Annotated in this window: 15 protein-coding genes; 5 read left to right on the top strand and 10 right to left on the bottom strand. The window is 73.8% G+C overall.

Annotated elements, in window-relative coordinates:
• Positions 1 to 167 precede the first annotated feature (167 nt).
• The 6 genes from RM844_RS01070 to RM844_RS01045 form a co-directional block, all read right to left on the bottom strand.
• A complete protein-coding gene (locus tag RM844_RS01070; RefSeq protein ID WP_311663562.1) occupies positions 168 to 1760 on the bottom strand; it encodes an N-acyl-D-amino-acid deacylase family protein in 1593 nt (530 codons plus the stop codon).
• A 101-nt stretch (positions 1761 to 1861) separates the two neighbouring features.
• A complete protein-coding gene (locus RM844_RS01065; protein WP_394814382.1) occupies positions 1862 to 2932 on the bottom strand; it encodes a LacI family DNA-binding transcriptional regulator in 1071 nt (356 codons plus the stop codon).
• Positions 2920 to 4617, bottom strand: coding sequence for a glycoside hydrolase family 13 protein (locus tag RM844_RS01060; protein ID WP_311663558.1), 1698 nt, complete (start codon positions 4615 to 4617; stop codon positions 2920 to 2922). The genes RM844_RS01065 and RM844_RS01060 overlap by 13 nt, the downstream gene beginning before the upstream one ends.
• 49 nt (positions 4618 to 4666) lie before the next feature.
• A complete protein-coding gene (locus RM844_RS01055; protein ID WP_311663555.1) occupies positions 4667 to 5593 on the bottom strand; it encodes a sugar ABC transporter permease in 927 nt (308 codons plus the stop codon).
• 2 nt (positions 5594 to 5595) lie between these two features.
• Positions 5596 to 6633, bottom strand: a complete 1038-nt coding sequence (locus tag RM844_RS01050; RefSeq protein ID WP_311663553.1) for a carbohydrate ABC transporter permease — start codon at positions 6631 to 6633, stop codon at positions 5596 to 5598.
• A 32-nt stretch (positions 6634 to 6665) separates the two neighbouring features.
• Positions 6666 to 7901: an extracellular solute-binding protein gene (locus RM844_RS01045; protein WP_311663551.1), complete on the bottom strand. Its 1236-nt coding sequence runs from the start codon at positions 7899 to 7901 to the stop codon at positions 6666 to 6668.
• A gap of 466 nt (positions 7902 to 8367) precedes the next feature.
• On the opposite strand from RM844_RS01045, the gene RM844_RS01040 reads away from it, so the two are divergent.
• Both RM844_RS01040 and RM844_RS01035 read left to right on the top strand, forming a co-directional pair.
• Positions 8368 to 9396: a LacI family DNA-binding transcriptional regulator gene (locus tag RM844_RS01040; protein ID WP_311663549.1), complete on the top strand. Its 1029-nt coding sequence runs from the start codon at positions 8368 to 8370 to the stop codon at positions 9394 to 9396.
• A gap of 119 nt (positions 9397 to 9515) precedes the next feature.
• Positions 9516 to 10454, top strand: a complete 939-nt coding sequence (locus tag RM844_RS01035) for a phosphatase PAP2 family protein (protein WP_311663547.1) — start codon at positions 9516 to 9518, stop codon at positions 10452 to 10454.
• Between the two features lie 4 nt (positions 10455 to 10458).
• On the opposite strand, the gene RM844_RS01030 is transcribed toward RM844_RS01035, so the two are convergent.
• Positions 10459 to 11253, bottom strand: a complete 795-nt coding sequence (locus tag RM844_RS01030) for a uracil-DNA glycosylase (RefSeq protein ID WP_311663545.1) — start codon at positions 11251 to 11253, stop codon at positions 10459 to 10461.
• A 112-nt stretch (positions 11254 to 11365) separates the two neighbouring features.
• Between RM844_RS01030 and RM844_RS01025 the strand changes: the two genes are divergently transcribed.
• The 3 genes from RM844_RS01025 to RM844_RS01015 all read left to right on the top strand — a co-directional run bounded on the left by RM844_RS01025 (position 11366) and on the right by RM844_RS01015 (position 12518).
• Positions 11366 to 11575, top strand: coding sequence for a hypervirulence associated TUDOR domain-containing protein (locus RM844_RS01025; protein ID WP_311663543.1), 210 nt, complete (start codon positions 11366 to 11368; stop codon positions 11573 to 11575).
• 26 nt (positions 11576 to 11601) lie between these two features.
• Positions 11602 to 12132: a DUF488 domain-containing protein gene (locus tag RM844_RS01020; protein ID WP_311663541.1), complete on the top strand. Its 531-nt coding sequence runs from the start codon at positions 11602 to 11604 to the stop codon at positions 12130 to 12132.
• A gap of 68 nt (positions 12133 to 12200) precedes the next feature.
• A complete protein-coding gene (locus RM844_RS01015) occupies positions 12201 to 12518 on the top strand; it encodes an MGMT family protein (RefSeq protein WP_311664304.1) in 318 nt (105 codons plus the stop codon).
• Here RM844_RS01015 and RM844_RS01010 read toward each other — a convergent pair.
• From RM844_RS01010 to RM844_RS01000, 3 genes are all read right to left on the bottom strand, one after another.
• Complete coding sequence (locus RM844_RS01010) at positions 12506 to 15499, bottom strand: bifunctional [glutamine synthetase] adenylyltransferase/[glutamine synthetase]-adenylyl-L-tyrosine phosphorylase (RefSeq protein ID WP_311663539.1); 2994 nt, start codon at positions 15497 to 15499, stop codon at positions 12506 to 12508. The two genes, RM844_RS01015 and RM844_RS01010, sit on opposite strands and share 13 nt — an antisense overlap.
• Positions 15500 to 15611: 112 nt before the next feature.
• Positions 15612 to 16997, bottom strand: a complete 1386-nt coding sequence (locus RM844_RS01005; RefSeq protein WP_311663537.1) for an FAD-binding oxidoreductase — start codon at positions 16995 to 16997, stop codon at positions 15612 to 15614.
• A 153-nt stretch (positions 16998 to 17150) separates the two neighbouring features.
• Positions 17151 to 18512, bottom strand: coding sequence for a glutamine synthetase family protein (locus RM844_RS01000; protein ID WP_311663535.1), 1362 nt, complete (start codon positions 18510 to 18512; stop codon positions 17151 to 17153).
• Positions 18513 to 18672 lie beyond the last annotated feature (160 nt).

Here is an 18672-nt window from a genome sequence, read left to right as displayed (position 1 = left end):
GCCGGTGGGCCGCCAACACCCGTGCTGTGCAAAGTCTTTCGCAAGCTCTTGCGAGCTGCTAGCTTTCCCGCGTACCCCGGCTGAGCGGAGGGCCGTCACGGGCCTCACGCGCCCGCTCGGCCGGGGGCTCCGCCCGCCGGAGCGCGGGTGGTCCCCGGCCCGCGCGGTCAGCGGACCGTGGCGTCCCGGTGGCGGCGCAGGGCGCGGCCGGGGCGGGCGCCGGTGGGACGCCCGTCGGCGATGACCGGCACGCCGGCCACCAGGACGTGCGGGATGCCGCGCGGCAGCCGCCTGGGCTCCTCGAAGGTGGCGGTGTCGGCCACCGTGGCCGGGTCGAAGAGCACCAGGTCCGCGTGGTAGCCGGCGCGGACCAGCCCGCGCCGGCGCAGCCGGAGCCGCCGGGCCGGGGTGCCGGCCAGGTGGGCCACGCACTCGGCCAGCGTCAGCACCCCCAACTCCCGGACGTACCGGGCCAGATAGCGGGGGAAGGTGCCGTAGGCCCGCGGGTGCGGGTGGGCCACCGCGAGCAGTCCGTCGCTGCCCCCGGTGTGGCCCGGGTGCCGCATCACGGCCCGCACGTTCTCCTCGTTGCCGACCAACTGGAGGATGGCGGTGGACAGTTCGTCGGCCAGCAGCAGCGCGACGAAGGTCGCGAACGGGGACCGGCCGGCGCGGGCGGCCAGCTGGTCGAGCGTCGCGCCGATCGCCGCCGGGTCCCGGGAGCCGGCGATCCGGATGGTGTCCCACTCGACCGGCACCCCGTGGCAGCCGTCCGAGCCGACCACCTCCAGGTCGTGGCGGATCCGGGCCAGCGCGGCCGGGTCGCGCAGCCGGGCCAGGGTGGCGGCCGGCCCGCCCTCGGCGGCCCAGCCGGGCAGCAGCGCGGCCAGCGTGGTGGCGCCGGGCAGGTAGGGGTAGCTGTCCAGGGTGAGGTCGACGCCGTCCCGGGCCGCCGCGTCGAGCAGCGCCAGCAGCTCACCGGAACGGCCCCGGTTCATTCGGAAGTTGAGGGTGGCGTGCGCCAGGTGCAAGGCGCAGCCGGCGGCCCTGGCCACCTCGACCATCTCGGCGTAGGCGGCCAGCGCGCCCGCCCCGTAGGAGCGGTGGTGGGGCGCGAAGAAGCCGCCGTGCGCCGCGACCACCCGGCAGAGCGCGACCAACTCGGCGGTCGGTGCGGAGCGGCCCGGCGGGTAGCTGAGCCCGGCGGACAGACCGACCGCGCCCTGGCGCAACCCCTCGGCCAGCAGCCGCTGTTGGGCGGCCAGCTCGGGCCCGGTGGCGGGCCGGTCGGCCCAGCCCATGGCGAGCATCCGGACGGTGCCGTGCGGCACCAGGTAGCAGGCGTTGACGGCCGAGCCGCGGTCCAGCCGGTCCAGGTAGCCGGCCACGTCCCGCCAGTCCCAGTCGAGGCCGGGCGGGTCGCCGTGCCAGCCGGCGATGGCCTGGCGCAGCTGCGGGAGGGTGGTGTCGTCCACCGGGGCGTAGGAGAGGCCGTCCTGGCCGAGCACCTCGCAGGTCACGCCCTGGGCGACCTTGGCGGTGTGGTCCGGGTCGGTGAGCAGGCTCAGCTCGGAGTGGGCGTGCATGTCGACGAAGCCGGGGGCCAGCGCCAGGCCGTCGGCGTCCAGCACGCGCCGCCCGGTCAGGCCGGCGCCGCCGACGGCGGTGACCAGGCCGCGGTCGACGGTGACATCGGCCCGGCGGCCCGGCGCGCCGGTGCCGTCGAGCACCAGCGCGCCCCTGATCAGCAGCTCGGCCATCGGCCCGCTCCCTCCGCGCGGCGCGCCCCGTCCACCCTGCCGCACGGCGGGCGCACGCGGAAGCCCGCCGGCGGACCGGCGGGCCGAACGGGCGGCGGGGGTCAGGCCGCGGGGGCGGCGGCGGTGGAGCCGCGCACCACCAGCTCCGGCTGGAAGACGAACTCGGTGTGCTGCACCGGGTTCCCGTTGATCTCCTCCAGCAGGGTGTGCACGGCGGCGCTGGCCATCGCGGCGACCGGCTGCCGCACGGTGGTCAGCGGCGGGTCGGTGAAGGCGATCAGCTGCGAGTCGTCGAAGCCGATCACCGACACGTCGCCGGGCACCGACAGGCCGCGCTGCCGCACCGCGCGGATCGCGCCGAGCGCCATCATGTCGCTGCCGCACACCACCGCGGTGCAGCCGGCGTCCAGCAGCGCGGCCGTGGCGGCCTGGCCGCCCTCCACGCTGAACAGGGTGTGCCGCACCTCGCCGACCACCGGGCCGCGGCCGTCGTCGGCGGTCAGCCGCTCGTTCTCGGCGACGACGGCCGCCTCGAAGCCGGCGACCTTCCGCCGCACCGGCACGAACCGGTGCGGGCCGACGGCCAGGCCGATCCGGCGGTGGCCCAGCTCCCGCAGGTGCCGGACCGCGATCCGGCTGGCCGCCGCGTCGTCCGGCGAGACGAAGGGCGCGCCGATCCGCTCGTTGAAGCCGTTGATCAGGATGAACGGCACACCCCTGCCGGCGAGTCGGGTGTAGCGGGCCGGGTCGGCCGTGGTGTCGGCGTGCAGCCCGGAGAGGAACACGATGCCGGTGACGCCGCGCTCCACCAGCTGCTCCACCAGCTCGTCCTCGGTGGCGCCACCCGGGGTCTGGGTGCAGAGCACCGGCGTGTAGCCGTAGCCGGCCAGCGCCTGCTCGATGACCTGGGCGAAGGCGGGGAAGATCGGGTTGGTCAGCTCGGGTATCACCAACCCGACCAGCCCCGCGCTGCGTTGCCGCAGCCGGACCGGCCGTTCGTAGCCCAGGATGTCGAGCGCGGCGAGCACCCGTTGCCTGGTGGCCGACGCCACGCCCGTCCGGCCGTTCAGCACCCGGCTGACGGTGGCCTCGCTGACCTCCGCCTGCTGGGCGATGTCGGCGAGCCGGGCGGGCGGGGCGACCGGTGGGACCGGCTGGCTCACACCTGCCACCAGACGGTGGTGTCGGCCGGCAGCGGGCCGCCGGCCCGGTAGGGGCCGCTGGCCAGCAGCGGCTCGCCCGCCTCGGCGAACTCGGCCGGCAACTCGACCGGCGCGTCCGTGGTGTTGGCCGCGACCAGCACCGCGCCGCCGTCGGCCGAGCGGCGGAAGGCCAGCACGCCGTCGGGCGCGGTCAGCCACTCGACGGAGTCGCCGCCGCCCAGCGCCGGCTGCGCCCGGCGGGCCGCCAGCGCCGCGCGGTACAGCTCCAGGGTGGAGTCCGGGTCGCCGGTCTGGGCCGCGACCGACAGCTCGCCCCAGCCGGCGGGCTGCGGCAGCCAGCCGGTGCCACCGCCGAAGCCGAACGAGGCGCCGTCCCTGGCCCACGGGATCGGCACTCGGCAGCCGTCGCGCAGCCCGTCCTGGCCGTCCTGGCCGTCGCCGCCGGTGCCGCGCCGGAAGAACGCCGGGTCCTGGCGGGCCTCGTCGGGCAGGTCGGTGACCTCGGGCAGCCCCAGTTCCTCGCCCTGGTAGACGTAGGCGGAGCCGGGCAGCGCCAGCATCAGCAGGCTGGCGGCGCGGGCCCGGGCCAGCCCGCCGCCCAGCCGGGTGCGGTGCCTGACCACGTCGTGGTTGGAGAGCACCCAGGTGGTGGGGGCGCCGACCGGCCGCATCGAGTCGAGCGAGGCGTCGATGACCCGACGCAGCTCGGCCGCGTCCCACGGGGTGTTCAGGTAGTGGAAGTTGAACGCCTGGTGCAGTTCGTCGGGCCGGACGTACAGCGCGGTGCGCTGCTCGGTGGGGGCCCAGGCCTCGGCGACGCCGATCCGCTGGTTCGGGTACTCGTCGAGGATCTCCCGCCAGGCGCGGTAGATCTCGTGCACCCCGTCCTGGTCGAAGAACGGCAGCACGTCGGTGCCCAGCAGGCGCAGTTGGCCGGCGTGCCCCATGTCGGGCAGGCCGGGCGCCTTGACCAGACCGTGCGCCACGTCGATGCGGAAGCCGTCCACGCCCATGTCCAGCCAGAACCGCAGCACCGAGCGGAACTCGTCGCGGACGGCCGGGTTCTCCCAGTTGAAGTCGGGCTGTTCCGGGGCGAAGAGGTGCAGGTACCAGTCGCCCGGGGTGCCCTCCGGGGTGGTGACCCGGGTCCAGGCCGGGCCGCCGAAGACGGACTCCCAGTCGTTGGGCGGGAGTTCGCCGTCGGTGCCGCGGCCGGGGCGGAAGTGGTAGCGGTCCCGCAGCGGCGACTCCGGGCCGTCGCGCAGCGCCCGCTGGAACCACTCGTGCTGGTCGGACGAGTGGTTGGGCACCAGGTCGACGATGATCCGCAGGCCCAGGTCGTGGGCGTCGCGGATCAGCGCGTCGGCGTCGTGCAGGTTGCCGAACATCGGGTCGATGGCCCGGTAGTCCGCCACGTCGTAGCCGGCGTCGGCCTGGGGGGAGGCGTAGAAGGGGCTCAGCCAGACGGCGTCCACGCCGAGCTGCGCCAGGTAGGGCAGCCGGGCCCGGATGCCGGCCAGGTCGCCCATGCCGTCGCCGTCGCCGTCGGCGAAGGAACGCGGGTACACCTGGTAGATCACCGCTTCCCGCCACCACTCCGAGCGGCTGGGGGCGGCGGCCTGCGGCTCGCCGCCGGGTCGCGGGGGGCGGGCTTCGCTGGTCGGCTGGGTGCGGTCAGCGAGGTGCTGGGTCATGACATCCCTGAGGTGGGTGGTGGGCGGTCGGTGGGGCTGCGCCGTGCCGTCAGGACTTGGTGGCGCCGGCGGTGAGCCCGGACTGCAGATGCCGTTGGGCGTACCCGAAGACCAGCGTCGCGGGAACGGCGATCAGGACGGCCGCGGCCGTCATCAGATGCCAGTCCTGGGTGTGCTGGTTGACGAAGGTCTGGAGGCCACCGGCGAGGGTGAGGTTCTCCTCGCCGGTCATGAAGGCGGTCGCGTAGGCCACCTCGGCCCAGGCGGTCACGAAGGTGTAGAAGCCGGTGACGGCCAGCCCGGGCCTGGCCAGCGGCATGACCAGCCGCCAGAAGGTGCCGAACGGGGTGAGGCCGTCCACCCGTCCCGACTCGTCGATGGAGACCGGGATGGTGTCGAAGAAGCCCTTCATCATCCAGGCGCAGAACGGCACCGCGATGGTGAGGTAGGTGACGATCAGCGCGACCGGCTGGTTGAGCAGGCCGTACTTGGCCATCAGGTTGTACAGCGGCACGATCAGCACCGCCATCGGGAACATCTGCGTGATCAGCAGGGTCCACATCAGCGGGCGCATCCCGGGGAACCGGAAGCGGCTGAGGGCGTAGCCGGTGGTCGAGGAGATCAGCACCCCGATCACGGTGGTCACGAACACGATCACCACGGAGTTGCCGAACCAGGTGAGGAACGCCGTGTTGTTGATGACGTGGTCGTAGTTGTCGAGGGTGAAGTCCGAGATCAGCGACAGCGAGAAGGTCTCGCTCTTCGGCTTGAACGAGGTCACCAGCAGCCACAGCGGCGGGAAGAGCGCGATGAACGCGGCCACCAGCAGCGTCAGGTGCAGCCCCACGGAGGCCAGCGGTCCGCGCTCGCCGCGCTTCCTGGTCCGGCGGACGCGCCCGCCGGCGCCACCGGTCCTGGCCGGTCCCGGCACGGGCAGCGGCTCCGTGCCGTCGACCCGGGTGGTATCGGTCGCCATGGTCACCACACCTCTCCCTGCCGGCGCAGCGCCCTGCGGTAGGCGACGGCGAAGAGCACCAGCAGCAGCAGGATCAACACGCCCCAGGTCGCCGAACCGGCGAAGTCACGTGGGCTGTTGACGAAGGCCAGCCGGAACGCCTCGGTCACCAGGATGTCGCTGGAGCCGGCCGGTCCGCCCCGGGTGAGCAGGAAGATCACCGGGAACATGTTGAACGTCCAGATGGTGCTGAGCAGCACCACCGTCATGCTGACCGAACGCACCCCGGGCAGCGTGATGTTGACGAAGCGCTGCCAGGCGCTGGCGCCGTCCATCTCGGCCGCCTCGTACTGCTCGGCGGGGATGGACTGGAGCGCGCCCAGCATGGCGATCAGCATGAACGGCACGCCGAGCCAGACGTTGACCGCGATCACCGAGATCTTGGCCCAGGTCGGGTCGGACAGCCAGGAGACGCCGTCGATGCCGCCGTTCTCCAGGACGCCGTTGAGGATGCCGTTGCGCTCGTTGAAGAGCATCCGCCAGGCGAAGATCGACACGAAGGCCGGGATCGCCCAGGGCAGGATCAGCGCCATCCGGTAGAGGGTGCGGCCCCGGAGGGAGCGGTTGAGCATGTTGGCCAGGCTCAGGCCGACGAGGAAGGTGAGGCCGACACAGGCCACCGTCCACAGCACGGTCCAGCCGAGCCGGTCCCAGAAGGCGTTGTCGGTGAGGACGTCGACGTAGTTGTCGAGGCCGACGAACTCGTAGGTCGCCTCGATGGTGTTGACGCCGATGGTCCGCTCGACGTTGGACTCGTCGGCGTCGGTCAGCGACAGGTAGATGCCGCGGACCAGGGGCCAGCCGATGATCACGCTGATCACCGCGACCACGGGGGCGATCATCGCCCAGGCGTACCAGTAGTCGCCGAGTCGGTTGCGCAGCGGCGGCCGCCCGGGGCGGCGGGCCCGGCCGGCCGGGCCGGCCCCGGGGGTACCGGGGCCGGCGGGCGCGGGCGGCGGGCCCGGGTCCTGCGTGCTGGTGGGGGTTGTCGCGTCAGCCATGGGGTGTGCCCTTCGTCCGCCAGGACCGGTGCTCACTGCCAGTCTTCGAGCAGGTCACGGTAGGCGTCACCGGTGTTGTTGGCGGCCTCCTCCGGCGAGGCGGAGCCGGTCAGCATGGCCTCGATGGAGTGCTGGAGCGGCTCGAAGAGCGACTGCGCCTGCGGGATCCAGGGGCGCTCGTGAGCGACGTCCACGGCCGGCTTGAAGAACTGCACCATCTCGTTGGCCTCGACCGCGGGCTCCGCGTAGACGGACTCGCGGGTCGGCAGCAGGCTCAGCTCCTCGGTGATCCGGGCCTGGGTCTCGGCGGAGCTCATGTACTTGACGAACTCGAAGGAGGCGTCGGCGTCCGGGGTGCCGGAGTAGACGCCGTAGTTCCAGCCGCCGAGCGGGGAGCCCTGCTGGGCCGCGCCGCCGGGGACGGGGGCCACGCCCAGGTCCTCGCCGAGCGCGGCCTGCGCGTCGGCGATGGCCCAGGGGCCGTTCACCATCATCGCCACGTCGCCGGCGGCGAAGGCGGACATCATGTTCTCCCAGCCGTCGGTGGTGTCGCTGATCGCGACCCCGGACTCGACCAGGTCGTTCATCTGCTCGAAGGCCGCCACGCCGGCCTCGCTGTCGATGGTGACCTGCTGGGCGTCGGCGTCCACCAGGTCGCCGCCCTCGCCGTAGAGGAAGGGGAGGAACCAGTAGGGGTCGTCACCGCGGACGTAGAGCGGGGTGGTGCCGATCTCCTCCAGGGCGCCGGCGTCCTGCCGGATCTGGTCCAGGGTCTCGGGCACCTCGATGCCGGCCTCGGCCAGCAGGGACCTGTTGTAGAAGAGCGCCAGGGTGTCGGTGACCTGCGGCACGGCGTAGGTCTGACCCTCGTACTGGGTGCTGGCCCAGGCCTCGGGGAGGAAGTCCTCCTGGTTCTCCAGGGCGGCGGTGTCGTCCAGCGGGTAGAGGTAACCGAGGCTGGCGAAGTCGGCGACCCAGGCCACCTCGGTACGCATCACGTCGGGGCCCTCGTTCGCGCCGGCCGCGTTCTTGAAGCGGTTCTGCGCGTCGTCGAAGCCGACGTTGACGTACTCGACGGTGACATCGGGGTGCTGGTCCTCGAACTCCTTGGCGACCGCCTCGAAGACCGCGGCTTCGGTCTCGTTCGAGGTGTCCCAGAAGGTGACGGTGCTGCCGCCCTCGTCGCCGCCACCGTCGTCCCCGCCGCAAGCTGTTGCCGTAACAGCCAGTGCCGCCAGCACGGCCGTGGTCCCTATGCTGCGCCGCATGTGAACTCCTTCAACCGTTACGCCCGATTCAGGGCGATATAGCCACCCTATGCGCCGCGCCAGTGCTGCGCCGGGCCGAGCAGGAACGTAACAGTGCCGCAAGATTTTGGAAAGACCTTGCGGCAAATTTCTGCAAGAGTGCGCTGGACAGGACTTTTCCCGCCACGGAGCGCACAGCCGACCGCCCGGCGGCCGGCCGACGGGGCCCCGCGAGCCGCGCGCACCGGGGCCCGCCGGGCGGGGGCCGGAGGCGGCCCGGGTGGGGCGACACAAGGGGCGACGGGGGCGACGGGGGCGACGGAGGTGGCGCGGGGGCTGATGCGCACCCGCCCCGGCGCACACCGGCCCCGGCGCGGCGCGCGACCCGGCCGGCGAGCCCCGCCGCGGCCCCGAATGTCCCCACATGTCAGGACAGTTGTCCGCCCCGAGTAGGCAGTGTCAGCGACGCCAGGTAAGGTCCCGGACTGTGACCGCGCGGCTAGCCGACATCGCAGCCCAGGCGGGGGTCAGTGAGGCGACCGTCAGCCGGGTGTTGAACGGCAAGCCAGGCGTCGCCTCGGCCACCCGCGAGTCCGTGCTGGCCGCGCTCGACCTGCTCGGCTACGAGCGGCCCGCGCGCCTCCAGAAACGCAGCGCCGGCCTGGTGGGCCTGATCACACCCGAGCTGGAGAACCCGATCTTCCCCGCGTTCGCCCAGGTCATCTGCCAGGCGCTGACCCGGCAGGGCTTCACGCCCGTGCTGGCCACCCAGACCCCCGGCGGCTCCACCGAGGACGAGCTGACCGGCATGCTGGTGGAGCGGGGCGTCGCCGGCATCATCTTCATCTCAGGACTGCACGCCGACACCTCGGCCGACATGGAGCGCTACGACCGGCTGCGGGCCAGCGGCGTCCCCTTCGTGCTGATCAACGGGTACGCGCCGAGCGTGCGGGCGCCCTTCGTCTCGCCCGACGACCGGGCGGCGATGCGGCTGGCCGTCACGCACCTGGTCTCGCTCGGCCACCGGGAGATCGGGCTGGCCCTGGGGCCGGCCAGGTTCGTGCCCGTGCGGCGGAAGATGACGGGCTTCGTGGAGAGCATGGCCGCCGAGCTGTCGATGCCGCAGGCCAGGGCCGAGGGGCTGATCCAGCACTCGCTCTTCACCCTGGAGGGCGGCCAGGCCGCGGCCAACGCGCTGCTGGACGCCGGCTGCACGGCGGTGATCTGCGCCAGCGACATGATGGCGCTCGGCGCGATCCGCGCCGCCCGGCAGCGCGGCCTCTCGGTGCCGGGCGACTGCTCGGTGATCGGCTTCGACGACTCGCCGCTGATCGCCTTCACCGACCCGCCACTGACCACCATCAGGCAGCCGGTCCCGGCCATGGGCCAGGCCGCGGTGCGGGCGCTGCTTGAGGAGCTGGGGGGCACCCCGGCGCCGCCCAGCGAGTTCGTCTTCATGCCGGAGCTGGTGGTGCGCGGCTCCACCGCCGCCGCCCCGCCCGGCACCCACGCCTGACCCCGGCCCCCCTCCCCTGACCTCGGGGTCGGCATCCCCCGAACGGCGGACACACCGGGCCGAAGACCAGACCGAAGGATGATCGGGCGGACGGTGGCGCTCTGGCAGACTAGTGGCCCATGGGGGCAACGAGCGTCAGTCCGACCGATGAACGAGTGGAAGCGGCCACATCCGTGACCGAGCGACAAGCGACCGTGTCCGCCCCCAGCAGACGGTTCTCCCGGCCGAGGCTCCCCGGCCGCCCGCGCATCTGGTTCGAACTGCTGCTCATCGCCGTGAGTTACGCGGTGTACTCGGCGATCCGCAACGCGGCGCCGGACCGGGTGGAGGACGCCCAACGGCACGCCCGCTGGATCTGGGACCTGCAGGGCAGCATGGGCCTGGCCTTCGAGCGCACGGTCAACCACGCCGTGGAGGGCGTGACCTGGCTCGTCGTGTCGATGAACTACTACTACGCCACGCTGCACTTCGTGGTGACCATCGCCGTGCTGGTCTGGCTCTTCCGCTCGCACCCCGGCCGGTACGGCCCGACGAGGCTGGTGCTCTTCCTCACCACCGGCGTCGCCCTGCTCGGCTACTACTTCTTCCCGCTGGCGCCGCCCCGGCTGATGGAGGGCATGGACTTCATCGACACCGCCCGGGTGCACGACACCTGGGGCTCGCTGTCCGCCGAGGACAGCGCGATGGCCTCCGTCTCCAACCAGTACGCGGCGATGCCCTCGATGCACATCGGCTGGTCGGTCTGGTGCGGGATCACCATAGCCGTGCTGGCCAGGCCGCTGTGGATCAAGCTGCTCGGGGCGCTCTACCCGGTGCTCACCCTGCTGGTGATCGTGGCCACCGCCAACCACTTCTGGCTGGACGCGGTCGGCGGCGTGATCTGCCTGGGCTTCGGCTATCTGGTGGCGTACCTCTGGTTCGGCCGGCTCTGCTACCGGCTGCCCCGGGCGGTGGACGACCCGAAGGAGCCGGTCGCGGCCACCGCCGTCGGGATGGCGGCGGCCCGCGCCGAGGCGGCCGCCCCACCCGGCGGCGACAAGGACCACGCCACGCCGTAGCGGCTCAGCCGGCCTCCCCCGGCGGCGCCACCGTGTCCAGCCCGGCCAGCCGCGCGCCCCGGTGGAGCACCGCGCGCAACCCGGCCGGGGTGAGGGTGCGGGTGGACATGTTGCGCTGGCTCGGGTGGTAGCCGCCGACCAGGTGCAGCCGCCCCGCCCCGGCCGCGTCGGCCAGGGTCACCTCGACGCCGTGTCCGAAGACCGGCCGCGGCCTGGGCAACCGCCAGCCGGCGTCGGCCAGCAGCGGCAGCAGCACCCGCCAGGCGAAGCCGCCGAGCGCCACCACGGCCCGCGGCCCGGGCCGCAGCAGCGCCAGCTCGCGGGCCAGCCACGGGCCGCACCTGGCCCGCTCCTCGGTGGTCGGCCGGTTCTCCGGCGGCGCGCAGTGCACCGGCACCATGATCCGCACCCCGTGCAGCCGCAGGCCGTCGCCGCGGTGGGTGGCGGTCGGCTGGGAGGCCAGGCCGAGGTCGTAGAGCGCGGCGTAGAGGGCGTCACCGGACGGGTCACCCGTGAAGACCCGGCCCGTGCGGTTGCCGCCGTGCGCCGCCGGGGCCAGGCCGACCAGCGCCAGCGGCGCGTCCACCGGCCCGAAGCCGGGCACCGGCCGGGCCCAGTACTCCCAGTCCCGGAAGGCCCGGCGCCGGAGGCGGCCGACCTCCTCCCGCCAGGCGACCAGCCGCGGGCAGGCGCGGCAGGTCGTCACGGCCGCGTCCAGCTCGGCGACCGACCGCACGGCCGGCGCCGTCCGGGCCGGGAAGTCGGGCGCCGCGGGCCCGCGCTGACCGCCGTCGCCCATCCCGCCGCCCTCCTCGCTGGCCGCCGCCGGGCGGCGCGCCGGGTGAACCGGTGGTATCCGTTCTACCGGGAGGCCGCCCGTCCGGCACCTCCACGAGCGGAAAGGACCGGAAATGGCGGAACAGTTCGCGGTCGGCGACCATGTCAGATGGAACTCGGAAGCCGGATACGTGACCGGCGTGATCATCGAGAAGCACACCCAGGACGTCGAGTACCACGGCCACATCCACCGCTGCTCCGAGGACGAACCGCAGTACGCGATCCGCAGCGACCGCACCGACCACGTCGCCCTGCACCGCGGGGCGGCCCTCGCCAGGTGGTAGCCGCGTCGGTCGGGAGGTGAGGGACGGTGCACCGGGTCTGCACGGTGGGCCACTCGACCCGCGAGGTCGACGAGCTGGTGACGATGCTGCGCGCGCACGACGTCACCTGCCTGGTCGACGTCCGTTCCTTCCCGTCCTCCCGCGCCTACCCCCGGTGGAACCGGTCGGCGCTCGTCGATGAACTGCCGGCCGACCTCGGCTACCGGTGGCTGCCCAAGCTGGGCGGCCGGCGGCACACCCCGAAGGGCGTGCCGAGCGTCAACGACGCCTGGCGGGTCAAGGCGTTCCGCGACTACGCCGACTACCTGGCCACCGACGCGTTCGCCGAGGGATTGGCCGAGCTGCTCCGGCTGGCCGAACGGGCCCGGCCGGCGATCATGTGCAGCGAGGCGGTGCCCTGGCGCTGCCACCGGCGGCTGATCACCGACGCGCTGCTCGTCGCCGGCGTGCCGGTACTCGACATCCTGTCGCCGACCAGCAGCCGGGAGGCGACCCTGACCCCGTGGGCCCGGGTGCGCGACGGGCGGCTGACCTACCCGGCGCGGGAGGCGGCGTGAACGTGGTCGCCGAGGTCGGTGCGGTGGTCCGCGCCGTCCCCACCGGCCGGGTGGTCACCTAGGGCGACATCGGCCGGCGGATCGGGGTCGGCCCCCGCCAGGTGGGGCGGGCGATGAGCCTGCTCGACGCGGATGTGCCGTGGTGGCGGGTGGTCCACGCGGACGGGAGGCCGGCGGGTTGTCACGGTGGGCGGGCGCCGGAGCTGCTTCGCGCCGAGGGCACCCCGATGCGTGGCGCCCGGGTGGACCCGCGCCGCGCCCGCCAGCACCAGCCCGACGCGGCCACGGTCCGGACACCGCCACGCGGCGGTCAGACTCGGTCCGGATCCGGTCAGGACCCGTCAGGAGCCACCGAACCGCCGCAACCCCCCGGTCAGGACTCGTAGAAGAGCCGCTCCACCACCGCGCGGGCGCGCCGGGTGACCCGGCGGTAGTCGTCCAGCATCCGCCCCGCGGTGCCCGGCTCGTAGCCGAGGTAGCGGGCCACCGCCGCGGTCTCCCTGGTGTCGGTGGGGAAGGTGTCCAACGGGCGGCCGCGCACCAGCATCACCGCGTTCCGCACCCGGGAGGCCAGCACCCACGCCTCGTCCAGCACCTCGGCGTCCTCCTCGGACAGCAGGCCGGCGGCGGTCGCCGCCGCCAGCGCCGGGCGGGTGCCGGTGGTGCGCAAGGCGGGCAGCGCGGCGGCGTGCTGGAGCTGGAGCAGCTGCACCGTCCACTCGATGTCGGAGAGCCCGCCACGGCCCAGCTTGGTGTGGGTGGTCGGATCGGCGCCGCGGGGCAGCCGCTCGCCCTCCATCCGGGCCTTGAGCTTGCGGATCTCGCGCACCGCCGCCTCGTCGAGCCCGTCGGCCGGGTAGCGCAGCGGATCGATCAGCGCCACGAACCGGCGCCCCAGCTCGGCGTCGCCGGCGACCGGCTCGGCGCGCAGCAGCGCCTGGCTCTCCCAGACCAGCGACCAGCGCCGGTAGTAGGCTGCGTAGCTGGCCAGCGAGCGCACCAGCGGCCCGTTCCTGCCCTCCGGGCGCAGCTCGGTGTCGACCAGCAACGGCGGGTCGGCACTGGGCAGTTGGAGTAGCCGGATCATCTCGTTGGCGAGTGCCCTGGCCTGGTCGGCGGCGGCCGCTTCGGCGGCCCCGGGCAGCGGGTCGTGGACGAAGACCACGTCCGCGTCGGAGCCGTAGCTCAGCTCGCGGCCGCCGAACCGGCCCATCGCGATCACCGCCAGCCGGGTGGCCGGCTCGGCGCCGCGCAGCACCGCCGTGGTGGCCGCCTCCAACGCGCCGACCAGGGTGGCCGCGTTGATGTCGGTGAGCGCGTCCCCGACCAGGTCGAGGGCGGCGCCGAGGTCGCTGGCCGCGCCCGGGGTGCCCTCCGGGGCGTAGGCGCCGACGATGTCGGCGGCGGCGGTGCGGAACAGCTCGCGCCGGCGCACGCCCCGGGCCGCGGCGGCCGCCGCCTCCGGGCCGCTGGCCCGGCCGGTGGCCGCCCGCACCTCCTGGCTGAGAGCGGCCCGGCCCCGGGGCTGGAGCCCCGCCGGGTCGCCGAGCAGGGCGACCGCCTCGGGGGCGCGCAGCAGCAGGTCGGGGGCGAGCCGGCCGGCGGACAGCACCCGGGCCAGGTGCTCGGCTGCCGCCCCCTCGTCCCGCAGCAGCCGCAGGTACCAGGGGGTGGTGCCCAGCGCGTCGGAGACCTTGCGGAAGCCGAGCAGCCCGGCGTCCGGGTCGGCCGAGTCGGCGAACCGGTCCAACAGGACCGGCAGCAGCGTGCGTTGGATGGCGGCCTTGCGGCTCACCCCGGAGGCCAGCGCGGACAGGTGGCGCAGCGCCGCGGCCGGGTCGGTGTAGCCGAGCGCCTCCAGCCGCTCCTTGGCCGCGCCCTCCCCCAGCCTGACCTGGCCATCCTCCAGCCGGGCCACCGCTTCGAGCAGCGGCCGGTAGAAGAGCTTCTCGTGCAGCCGCCGGACGCCCGAGGTGTGTCGGCGCCAGCTGGCGGTCAGCTCCCTGACCGGGTCGCCGACGAAGCCCAGCGAGCGGCCGAGCCGGCGCAGCTCGGCCGGGTCGGTCGGCATCAGGTGGGTGCGGCGCAGCCGGTGCAGCTGTATCCGGTGCTCGACGGTGCGCAGGAAGCGGTAGGAGCGGTCCAGCTCGGCCGCGTCCCGGCGGCCGACGTAGCCGCCCTCGGCGAGCGCCGCCAGCGCCTCAAGGGTGGGGGCGCGCCGCAGCTCCGGGTCGGTTCGGCCGTGCACCAGCTGGAGCAGCTGGACGGCGAACTCCACGTCCCGCAGCCCGCCGGGGCCCAGCTTCAGCTCCCGCTCCAGCTGGGCGGCGGGGACCGAACGTTCCACCCGGCGGCGCATCCGCTGCACGTCGGGCACGAAGTTCTCGCGGGCCGCGGCCTGCCAGACCAGGGGGGCGACCGCGGCCCGGTACTCCTCGCCCAGCGCCAGGTCGCCGGCGATCGGTCGGGCCTTGAGCAGCGCCTGGAACTCCCAGGTCTTGGCCCACCGCCGGTAGTAGGCGAGGTGGCTGGAGAGGGTGCGCACCAGCGGGCCGTTGCGGCCCTCCGGGCGGAGGTTGGCGTCCACCGGCCAGATGGTGCCCTCGACGGTGCGCTCGGAGCAGATCCGCATCATCGCCGAGGCCAGCCGGGTGGCGGCGCGCAGCGCGTCCTCCTCGGGGACGCCTTCGACGGGCTCGGCGACGAAGATCACGTCCACGTCGGAGACGTAGTTCAGCTCCCGGCCGCCGCACTTGCCCATGCCGATCACCGCGAGCCGGCACCTGGCCGCGTCCTCGGGGGCGGCGGCGCCGGCGATCCGCAGCGCGGCCCGCAGCGTGGCGGTGGCCAGGTCGGCCAGCTCGGCGGCGGTCTCGGCGAGTTCGCTGCTGCCGGTCAGGTCGCGGGCGGCGATGGTGAGCAGCGCCCGGTGGTAGCGGATCCGCAGCGTGTCCCGGTCGTGGGCGTCGGCCAGCGCGGTGCCGAACTCCTCGGTGCCCGGGTGCAGGTCGGCGGACTCGAAGGCGACCAGGGCCTGCCAGGTCGCCGGGTGCCGCACCAGCTCGTCGGCCAGCCCCTCGGAGGCGCCCAGCACCGCGAGCAGCCGGTCGCGCAGCGGCTTGGCGGCCAGCAGGGTGTCCAACAGCCTGGGCCGGTCGGCCTCGGGCTGCGCCTCGACCAGCCGGGCGAGGGCGCGGAGCGCCTGGTCCGGGTCGGCGACGGCGCCCAGCGCGTCGAGCAGCGCCGGGTGGCCGGCGACGGGCCGCAGCGGCGGGGACTCCAGCAGGCGGTCGGCGGCGGACGGGTCGGTGAACCCGCGCCGCAGCAGCTGTCCGAAACGGCTCTCCCGTCGCCCTCCCACCGGCACCGTGGTCGTCCCCTCTCGGTCGCTGCCCCGGCGACCGGCCCGCTCACCAGGATCGGCCGGTCCTGAAGGTGTCACTGGGCATAGAGACTAGTCATGCTTCCGGCCGAAACGGTCAGCCGCCGGGCGCCGGGGTGATGTTGTGGTTGAAACGGAACATGTTGTCCGGGTCGAACCGGTGCTTGAGCCGCGCCAACCGGGGCACGTCGGCCGGGTCGTGCACCTCGGGGGCGGCGGCGACGGCCAGCGGGCCGGTCAGGAAGTTGACGTAGGACCGGCCGGTGCACCAGGGGATCATGCGCTTGGTCAGCGCGTCCGCGTAGGAGCCGGTGGACTCGGGCGGCGAGATCACCATCAGGCTGAAGACGGCGTCCCGGTTGCCCACCGCGCTGGGCGCGGCCGGCGACCGGCCGGCGGCGCCGCCCAGGTGCCGCAACTCGACCATGTAGGCGGGGCACTGGGAGACCTCGGGGCCGACCAGGGTGAGCACCTGGTCCACGGCGGCGGCGTCCAGGTCGCGCAGCATCACCGAGTGCGCGTGGTGGTCCAGTGGCTCGGTCGGGTCGTCGTGCACCCGGGCGATCTCCAGGTAGGGCCGTTCGGTGACGGTGTCGAGCAGCGGGGCGGTGACCGCGCGCAGCTGGCCGACCAGCGCCTCGCCCTCGGCGATCGGGCCGGTGTGGGCGATCCGCAGGTGCACGGCGTGCGCGCCGCGCAGCGGCTCGGGGAAGGGCGGCATGTCGGGGAACCGGACCAGGGCCAGCGAGCTGGTCATCGTCTCGGGCACGGTGGCCGTCCACATCCGCCAGTTGTGGACGACCTCCGCCGCCGCCCAGCCCGGGAAGTAGAGGCCGCCGCCGTAGAACCGGTCGACCGGCACCAGGCCGAACTCCAGCTCGGTGACCACGCCGAGGTTGTCCTTGCTGCCGCGCAGGCCCCAGTAGAGGTCGGCCTCGCCCTGGGCGCTGGCCTCCCGGACGGCGCCGTCGGCCGTCACCACCTCAAGCCGGGTGACCAGGTCGGCGGCGAAGCCGTACCGCCTGGCCAGCGGGCCGAGGCCGCCGCCCAGCGTGTAGCCGACGACGCCGACCTGCGGGGACGAGCCGTTGAGCGGCGCCAGCCCGTGCGCCCAGGCCGCCCGGATGACCTGCTCCCAGCGCGCGCCGGCGCCGACCAGCGCGGTGCGGGCGGCCGGGTCGACCCGGACCTCGGTCATCCGGTGGGTGCTCAGCAGCAGGCCGCCGTCGGCGGGCCGGGTGATGCCGTGGCCGGTGGCGCGGACGGCGACCGGCAGCCCCCGGTCGGCGGCGTGCGTCACCGCGGTGCGCACGTCCTCGCGGTCGGCGGCGGCCACGGTCAGCTCGGGCCGGTGCCGGGCGACGCCGTTGAAAGGGGCGGGCGGGGCGGCGGGTTCGGCGGCGGCGCTGCTCGCGTCGGCGGGGTCGAACACGGCGCCGCGCAGATGCCGGGCGAGCTGCCGGGCGAGCGGGTGGGCGGGCACGTGAGGTCCTCTCGGCTGTGCGCTGGGGAGCACACAGTCTTGAGGTCCGAGGGCCGGTCTTACATCCCTCGTATGAGCGTCACCGGATCACCCGGGAGCGCGCGGCGCCACTCGCGCGCCCCTCTTCACCTCCGTCCGCCGGCCGGTGACCCCTCAGAGGGCCGGCAGGTTCTTGCGCAACTCGAATGCGGTCACCTCGGACCGGTACTCCTCCCACTCCTGGCGCTTGTTCCGGAGGAAGAAATCAAAGACATGTTCGCCGAGGGTCTCCGCGACCAGTTCGCTGCGCTGCATCAGCTGAATGGCTTCCCCCAGGTTCTGCGGCAGCGGCTCGATGCCGAGCGCGCTGCGCTCCCGGTCGGTCAGCGCCCAGACGTCGTCCTCGGCGCCCGGGGGCAGCTCGTACCCCTCCTCGACCCCCTTGAGACCGGCCGCCAGCAGCACCGCGTAGGCCAGGTAGGGGTTGGCGCCGGAGTCCAGGGAGCGGACCTCGACCCGGGTGGAGACGGTCTTGCCCGGTTTGTACATCGGCACCCGGATCAGCGCCGAGCGGTTGTTGTGGCCCCAGCAGATGTACGAGGGGGCCTCGCCGCCGGCGCCCGCCGTGCGCTGGGCGCCGCCCCAGATCCGCTTGTAGGAGTTGACCCACTGGTTGGTGATCGCCGAGACCTCGCCCGCGTGCCGCAGCAGCCCGGCGATGAACGAGCGCCCCACCTTGGAGAGTTGGTACTCGGCGCCGGTCTCGTGGAAGGCGTTGCGGTCGCCCTCGAAGAGCGACAGGTGGGTGTGCATCCCGGAGCCGGGGAACTCGGAGAAGGGCTTGGGCATGAAGGTCGCCTGCACCCCCTGCTCCAACGCCACCTGCTTCATCACCAGCCGGAAGGTCATGATGTTGTCCGCGGTGGAGAGCGCGTCCGCGTACCGCAGGTCGATCTCCTGCTGGCCGGGGGCGCCCTCGTGGTGCGAGAACTCCACCGAGATGCCCATCGACTCCAGCATGGTGATGGCCTGCCGGCGGAAGTCCATGCCGACGTTCTGCGGGGTGTGGTCGAAGTACCCGGAGGAGTCGGCCGGGGTGGGCCGGGTGCCGTCCACCGGCTTGTGGCTGAGCAGGAAGAACTCGATCTCGGGATGGGTGTAGAAGGTGAAGCCGAGGTCGGAGCTCTTGGCCAGCGCCCGCTTGAGCACATAGCGCGGGTCCGCGTAGGAGGGGGAGCCGTCCGGCATCAGGATGTCGCAGAACATCCGCGCGGTGCCCGGGGATTCGGCCCGCCACGGCAGGATCTGGAAGGTGCCGGGCGAGGGCTTGGCGATCATGTCCGACTCGTGCACCCGGGCGAAGCCCTCGATGGCCGAGCCGTCGAAGCCGATGCCCTCCTCGAAGGCCTGCTCCAGTTCGGCGGGGGCGACCGCGACGGACTTGAGGAAGCCCAACACGTCGGTGAACCACAGCCGCACGAACCGGATGTCCCGCTCCTCCAGCGTGCGGAGCACAAACTCCTGCTGCTTCTCCATTTCCACCCATCCTCGCTGGTCAGACGGCTCTCGTCGCCGAACGCGCCGCTGCCGGGACGTCCGAGCATCCCAGCCCAGGATTTCCGACGCGTTGCCGTTCGGCGACCGGAGGCCCCGGAGCCGGTGGCTCCATTGTGGGGCACCGGCACAGGCCCCGGGG

Origin of the sequence: Streptomyces chisholmiae, assembly GCF_031845445.1 — a bacterium.
In the GTDB taxonomy this organism is placed as follows: Bacteria; Actinomycetota; Actinomycetes; order Streptomycetales; family Streptomycetaceae; genus Streptomyces; species Streptomyces chisholmiae.
This window is presented reverse-complemented; position numbering and strand designations above follow the sequence as displayed.

Excerpts from the sequence above, each read along its gene's own strand:
- RM844_RS01070 (WP_311663562.1), bottom strand. The coding sequence starts at position 1,760 with ATGGCCGAGCTGCTGATCAGGGGCGCGCTGGTGCTCGACGGCACCGGC.
- RM844_RS01000 (WP_311663535.1), bottom strand. The coding sequence starts at position 18,512 with ATGGAGAAGCAGCAGGAGTTTGTGCTCCGCACGCTGGAGGAGCGGGAC.
- RM844_RS01060 (WP_311663558.1), bottom strand. The coding sequence starts at position 4,617 with ATGACCCAGCACCTCGCTGACCGCACCCAGCCGACCAGCGAAGCCCGC.
- RM844_RS01025 (WP_311663543.1), top strand. The coding sequence starts at position 11,366 with ATGGCGGAACAGTTCGCGGTCGGCGACCATGTCAGATGGAACTCGGAA.
- RM844_RS01030 (WP_311663545.1), bottom strand. The coding sequence starts at position 11,253 with ATGGGCGACGGCGGTCAGCGCGGGCCCGCGGCGCCCGACTTCCCGGCC.
- RM844_RS01055 (WP_311663555.1), bottom strand. The coding sequence starts at position 5,593 with ATGGCGACCGATACCACCCGGGTCGACGGCACGGAGCCGCTGCCCGTG.
- RM844_RS01050 (WP_311663553.1), bottom strand. The coding sequence starts at position 6,633 with ATGGCTGACGCGACAACCCCCACCAGCACGCAGGACCCGGGCCCGCCG.
- RM844_RS01045 (WP_311663551.1), bottom strand. The coding sequence starts at position 7,901 with ATGCGGCGCAGCATAGGGACCACGGCCGTGCTGGCGGCACTGGCTGTT.
- RM844_RS01035 (WP_311663547.1), top strand. The coding sequence starts at position 9,516 with ATGGGGGCAACGAGCGTCAGTCCGACCGATGAACGAGTGGAAGCGGCC.